Here is a 6,000-nt window from a genome sequence, read left to right on the forward strand (position 1 = left end):
GATGACGGGAACGAGACGATCAAGCGAGGGGCTCGACGCCCGCCGCAGCAAGCTTCTGTTCCGCTCATGGCATCGCGGTATGCGCGAAATCGACCTCATCCTCGGCAGTTTCGCCGATGCGGAGATCGGCGCCTTGACCGGCGACGAACTCGACCAATATGAGAGGCTCCTCGACATTCCCGATACCGAATTCCTGGCCGTGCTGACCGGCGAACGCCCGGTTCCGGCTGACATCGACTGTCCCGTCCTGCAAAAGATCCTGGCGTCGCGCCAGGCGATGACATTCTGAACAACGTGTACCCATGAGCCTGATCCCCACCATCGGCCTGCCGAAAGGCCGCGCCGGCCAGTTCATCGTCGACGGCGTCGCCGACGGTTACGAAGCCTTCGCGCTGGTGCAGGCCGCGCACGAGATCGCGCCCGACAAGCCGGTGCTGTTCGTGGCGCGCGACGGCCAGCGTCTGCCTTCGATCGTCGAGGCGCTTTCATTCGCCGCACCTGGCCTGCCGGTGCTTGAACTGCCGGCCTGGGACTGTCTGCCTTACGATCGCGTATCGCCCGGCTCGGATGCCGCCGCACGACGGCTCGACGCGCTTACCGCGATGATCGCGCTGGCGAAGAACCCACACCGCGCCGTCATCCTCACCACCGCCAACGCCCTGTTGCAGCGCATTCCGCCGGCGAGCCTCGTCGAGGCGCAGACGTTTCACGCCCAACCCGGCAACCAGATCGACATGAATGCGCTTGTGTCGCGGCTTGAGACATCAGGCTTCGAACGGGTGCCGACCGTGCGCGGCGTCGGCGAGTTCGCCGTGCGCGGCGGCATTCTCGACCTGTTCGCACCGGGCTGGGCGGAAGCGCTGCGCCTCGACTTCTTCGGCGTCACGCTGGAATCGATCCGCGTCTTCGACGCCGCCACGCAGCGCACCACCGGCCAGCGCAAATCGATGGCGCTGCAGGCGATGAGCGAGGTGGCGCTGACGCCGGAGACCATCAGCCGCTTCCGCCGCAGCTATATCGAAGCCTTTGGCGCGCCCTCGCGCGACGACGGGCTCTATGCGGCGGTCAGCGAGGGACGGCGTTTCGCCGGCATGGAGCATTGGCTGCCGTTCTTCTACGAGCGGCTGGAGACGGTGTTCGACTATCTGCCGGATACGCCCGTGATGTTCGACCATCTGGCGCATGAGGCGTTGGCCGAACGCCACACGCTGATCCTCGATCACTATGAGGCACGCAGAAAGCAGGCCGATGGCGCGCTGAAGGACGCCGTTCCGTACAAGCCGGTGCCGCCTGATCTGCTTTATCTCTCGCCCGAGAACCTCATCGCCTCGCTTGGGCCGCGCGAAGCGATCGACTTCACGCCCTTCGACGCGCCCGATGCCGGCGCGAAAAAGGTCTTTCATGCCGGCTCGCGGCATGGCCGCAGCTTCGTCGAGGAACGCGCCGATCCCAACATCAACGTCTTCGACGTCGTCGTAAAACACATTGCCGACGAGCGGGCCGCCCGCCGCCGTGTCGTCATCGCCGGCTGGACCGAAGGTTCACTCGACCGGCTCGGCCAGATCCTGGCCGAACATCATCTCGGCAATCTCAAGCCGGTCGCCACGCTGGCCGAGGCGGAAAAGCTCGAACCAGGGCAGGCGGCACTTGCCGTGCTGCCGCTCGAATCCGGCTTCGAGACCGAGAAACTGGTGGTCGTTGCCGAGCAAGACATTCTGGGCGACCGGCTGATCCGACGCTCGAAGCGCAAGAAGCGCGCTTCCGACTTCATCGCCGAGGCCTCGGCGTTGTCCTCCGGCGACATCGTCGTGCATACCGATCACGGCATTGGCCGCTTCATCGGGCTGCGCACTATCGAGGCGGTCGGCGCGCCGCATGATTGCCTCGAAATCCACTATGCCGGCGACGACCGGCTGTTCCTGCCGGTGGAGAACATCGAACTTCTGTCGCGTTACGGGTCGGATTCGGCCGAAGCGACATTGGACAAGCTTGGCGGCGGTGCCTGGCAATCGCGCAAGGCGCGGCTGAAGCGGCGGCTGCTCGACATGGCCGGACAACTGATCCGCATCGCCGCCGAGCGGCAGATGCGTGCCGCTCCCGCCCTGGTGCCGGCGGACGGCCTCTACGGCGAATTCGCCGCCCGCTTTCCCTATGAGGAAACCGACGACCAGCAGACGGCGATCGATTCGGTCATGGACGATCTGGGCGCCGGAAAGCCGATGGACCGGCTGATCTGCGGCGACGTCGGCTTCGGCAAGACCGAAGTTGCGCTTCGAGCCGCCTTCATCGCGGCGATGGAGGGGTTTCAGGTTGCGGTCGTGGTGCCGACGACGCTGCTGTCGCGCCAGCATTTCAAGACTTTCTCGCAGCGCTTCTCCGGCCTGCCGATCCGTGTCGCCCAGGCTTCGCGGCTGGTCGGCGCCAAGGAATTGGCCGAGACCAAGAAGGGCATCGCCGAAGGCACGGTCGACATCGTCGTCGGCACGCATGCGCTGCTCGGCGCCTCGATCTCGTTCAAGAACCTCGGCCTCCTGATCATCGACGAGGAGCAGCACTTTGGTGTCAAGCACAAGGAGCGGCTGAAGGATCTGAAGACCGACGTCCATGTGCTGACGCTGTCGGCGACGCCCATCCCGCGCACGCTGCAACTGGCATTGACCGGCGTGCGCGAACTATCGCTGATCGCCACGCCGCCGGTCGATCGCATGGCGGTGCGCACCTTCATTTCGCCCTTCGACCCGCTGGTCATCCGCGAGACCCTGCTCAGGGAGCGCTACCGCGGCGGTCATTCCTTCTATGTCGTGCCGCGCATCAGTGATCTCTCGGAAATCCGTGATTTCCTTCATGAATCGGTGCCCGAGCTGAAAGTGGCGGTTGCCCATGGCCAGATGCCGCCCGGCGAACTCGACGACATCATGAATGCCTTCTACGACGGCCAGTACGATGTGCTGTTGTCGACCACCATTGTCGAATCCGGCCTCGATATCCCGACCGCCAACACGCTGATCGTGCATCGCGCCGACATGTTCGGTCTGTCGCAGCTCTACCAGCTGCGTGGTCGCGTCGGCCGCTCGAAGGTGCGCGCCTATGCGCTGTTCACGTTGCCGGCCAACCGCAAGCTGACCGACACCGCCGAGCGCCGGCTGAAAGTGCTGCAGTCGCTCGATACGCTGGGCGCCGGCTTCCAGCTTGCCAGCCACGATCTCGACATCCGTGGCGCCGGCAATCTTCTTGGAGAGGAGCAGTCCGGCCACATCAAGGAGGTCGGCTTCGAGCTCTACCAGCAGATGCTGGAGGAGGCGGTGGCCGAAGTGAAGGATTCCGGCGAGGTGCAGGACGGCGGCTGGTCGCCGCAGATCGCCGTCGGCACGGCGGTGATGATCCCGGAGAGCTATGTTCCGGACCTGCAGCTGCGGCTGGCGCTGTATCGTCGCCTCGGCGATCTCGAAAACACCGAGGAGATCGATGCCTTCGGCGCCGAACTGATCGACCGGTTCGGGCCGCTGCCTGAGGAGGTGAAGCATCTCTTGAAAATCGTCTTCATCAAGGCGCTCTGCCGCAAGGCCAATGTCGAAAAGCTCGATGCCGGACCAAAGGGCGTCGTCATCCATTTCCGCAAGCGCGAGTTCTCCAATCCTGTCGGGCTGGTCACGTTCATCGGCGAGCAGGGCTCGTTGGCCAAGATCCGGCCGGATCACAGCGTCGTTTTCGTCCGCGACTGGTCGACGCCTGAAAAGCGGCTGGCGGGTTCCGCGGTGGTCATGACGCAACTGGCAAGGCTGGCGGCGAAGGCGTCCTAGCGAGGCTTTGGGCAGGGAACGCTCCGACGCTTCCACCGCGTCGTGCCAATCGCCACGTGGCCAAATCCGGTCTAGAATAGAAAATCGGCTTCGTGTATGGAGCCGCCATCCCCATATGGGGCGAAATGGCGGGCGATGACGCCGGCTGGAAAGAGCGTTGGGTGCAACGATGACGAAATGGTCGCCGAATTCGTGGAGAGCAAAGCCGATCCAGCAGGTTCCTGCCTATCCGGATCTTGCCGCGCTGAAGAATACGGAAGCCCAGCTCGCCACCTTTCCACCGCTGGTTTTTGCAGGTGAGGCACGCAAGCTGAAGAAGCAGCTTGCGACGGTCGCTGCCGGTGACGCCTTCCTTCTCCAGGGCGGCGATTGCGCCGAGAGTTTTGCCGAGCATGGCGCGGACAACATACGCGACTTCTTCCGCGTCTTCCTGCAGATGTCCGTGGTGCTGACCTTCGCCGGCGCGCAGCCAGTGGTTAAGGTCGGCCGTGTCGCCGGCCAGTTCGCCAAGCCGCGCTCGTCCGACAGCGAGACCAAGGGCGGCGTGACGCTGCCCAGCTATCGCGGCGACATCATCAACGGCATCGAGTTCGACGCCAAGTCGCGCATTCCTGATCCCGCACGCCAGGAGATGGCGTACCGCCAGTCGGCGGCGACGCTCAACCTGTTGCGCGCCTTCGCGCAGGGCGGCTACGCCAGCCTGGAGAACGTGCATCAATGGATGCTCGGCTTCGTGTCCGACAGCCCGCAGGGCGAGAAATACGAGTCGCTCGCCAACCGCATTACCGAGACGATGGACTTCATGAAGGCTGTCGGCATCACCTCGGAGACCAACTACGCGCTGCGCGAGACCGATTTCTACACCAGCCACGAGGCGCTGCTGCTCGGCTATGAGGAGGCGCTGACCCGTGTCGATTCGACCTCCGGCGACTGGTACGCCACATCAGGCCACATGATCTGGATCGGCGACCGCACCCGCCAGCCCGACCATGCCCATGTCGAATACTGCCGCGGCATCAAGAACCCGCTTGGCCTGAAGTGCGGCCCGTCGTTGACGCCGGACGGCCTGTTGCAGCTCATCGACCTGCTCAACCCGGAGAACGAGCCCGGCCGGCTGACGCTGATCGCGCGCTTCGGCTCCGACAAGGTCGCCGACCATCTGCCGAAACTGGTGCGTGCGGTGAAGAAGGAAGGCCGCAGCGTGGTGTGGTCGTCGGACCCGATGCATGGCAACACCATCGAGGCAGCCGGCTACAAGACGCGGCCGTTCGACCGCATCCTGAAGGAGGTGCAGACCTTCTTCGAGGTGCATCGCGCCGAAGGCACGCATCCAGGCGGCATCCATGTCGAGATGACCGGCAAGAACGTCACCGAATGCACCGGTGGCGCCCGCGCCATCACCGCCGAGGAGCTGCAGGACCGCTACCACACCCATTGCGACCCGCGCCTCAACGCCGACCAGGCGATCGAACTGGCGTTCCTGGTGTCGGATCTGCTCAAGAAGAGCCACCCGGTCCAGCACAAGCAGGCCGTGAACGGCTGACTTCAGTCGCCATCGGAATTTATGATCAAGAAGCGCCGGAGAAATCTTGCTGCGGACCGAACATCCGCAAGATGTCCCTGATATCGCGTTCCGCGGGTTCGGTAAGCTCGTGTCTCATCTCCTGGGCGATTCGAGCATCACCTCATCGAGAATGTCACTGACGCTTTTCTTCGAGAAGCGTCCTGCGTTGGCGGCTTCCACCCAAATACTAATTTCACGCCGAAGGATGGCGAGTTTCTCCGCCTGTTGGGCCTTTTCGTGTCGCAGCAAGCGCAGCGCTTCCCTGACGACTTCACTCGAGGAACCGTACCCGCCTTGGGAGACTTCGTGCTCCACGAATGAGACCATATCGCTTGGAAGGCTTACGTTCATCGTTGCCATGTCGCTTCCTGGGCTTCGCCCGATAGATGAGTGTTTGGCAATCTTTGTCAAAGGCAATGAGTTCTGAATTGGGGGACGGCGATGCCTCCACATTTCGGCTAATTCCGCGACACAGTGATTTTGACAGGTTGGATGCCGATCGGCAGTGAATGTCGGTAGTTCCTTTCAGTGGCCAATCTCAGTGGCAAATCGCAAACCTTGGAGATTGGCCGAGACACTCCTCCCTTCGTCATCCTGGGGCGGAGCAAGGAGCGAAGCGACGCGGCGCAGACCCTG

At 63.5% G+C, this 6,000-nt stretch carries 4 protein-coding genes; 3 read left to right on the forward strand and 1 reads right to left on the reverse strand.

The features are described 5' to 3' along the window. The first annotated feature begins 1 nt into the window (after position 1). From E5X88_RS31015 to E5X88_RS31025, 3 genes are all read left to right on the forward strand, one after another. Entirely contained in the window at positions 2 to 289 is a 288-nt protein-coding gene (locus E5X88_RS31015; RefSeq protein WP_292167933.1) for a succinate dehydrogenase assembly factor 2, read from the forward strand. 13 nt (positions 290 to 302) lie between these two features. Then, the gene (mfd, locus tag E5X88_RS31020) at positions 303 to 3,800 is read left to right on the forward strand and encodes a transcription-repair coupling factor (protein ID WP_292167935.1); all 3,498 of its coding nucleotides are present in this window, start codon (positions 303 to 305) and stop codon (positions 3,798 to 3,800) included. Positions 3,801 to 3,969: 169 nt separating this feature from the next. After that, on the forward strand, positions 3,970 to 5,343 hold the full coding sequence (locus E5X88_RS31025) for a class II 3-deoxy-7-phosphoheptulonate synthase (RefSeq protein WP_292167937.1): 1,374 nt from the start codon (positions 3,970 to 3,972) through the stop codon (positions 5,341 to 5,343). 114 nt (positions 5,344 to 5,457) lie between these two features. Here the strand turns inward: E5X88_RS31025 and E5X88_RS31030 are convergent, their stop codons facing one another. Next, entirely contained in the window at positions 5,458 to 5,724 is a 267-nt protein-coding gene (locus E5X88_RS31030) for a type II toxin-antitoxin system ParD family antitoxin (protein ID WP_292167939.1), read from the reverse strand. Between the last annotated feature and the right edge of the window lie 276 nt (positions 5,725 to 6,000).

The organism is Mesorhizobium sp., from assembly GCF_004962245.1.
GTDB lineage: Bacteria > Pseudomonadota > Alphaproteobacteria > Rhizobiales > Rhizobiaceae > Mesorhizobium.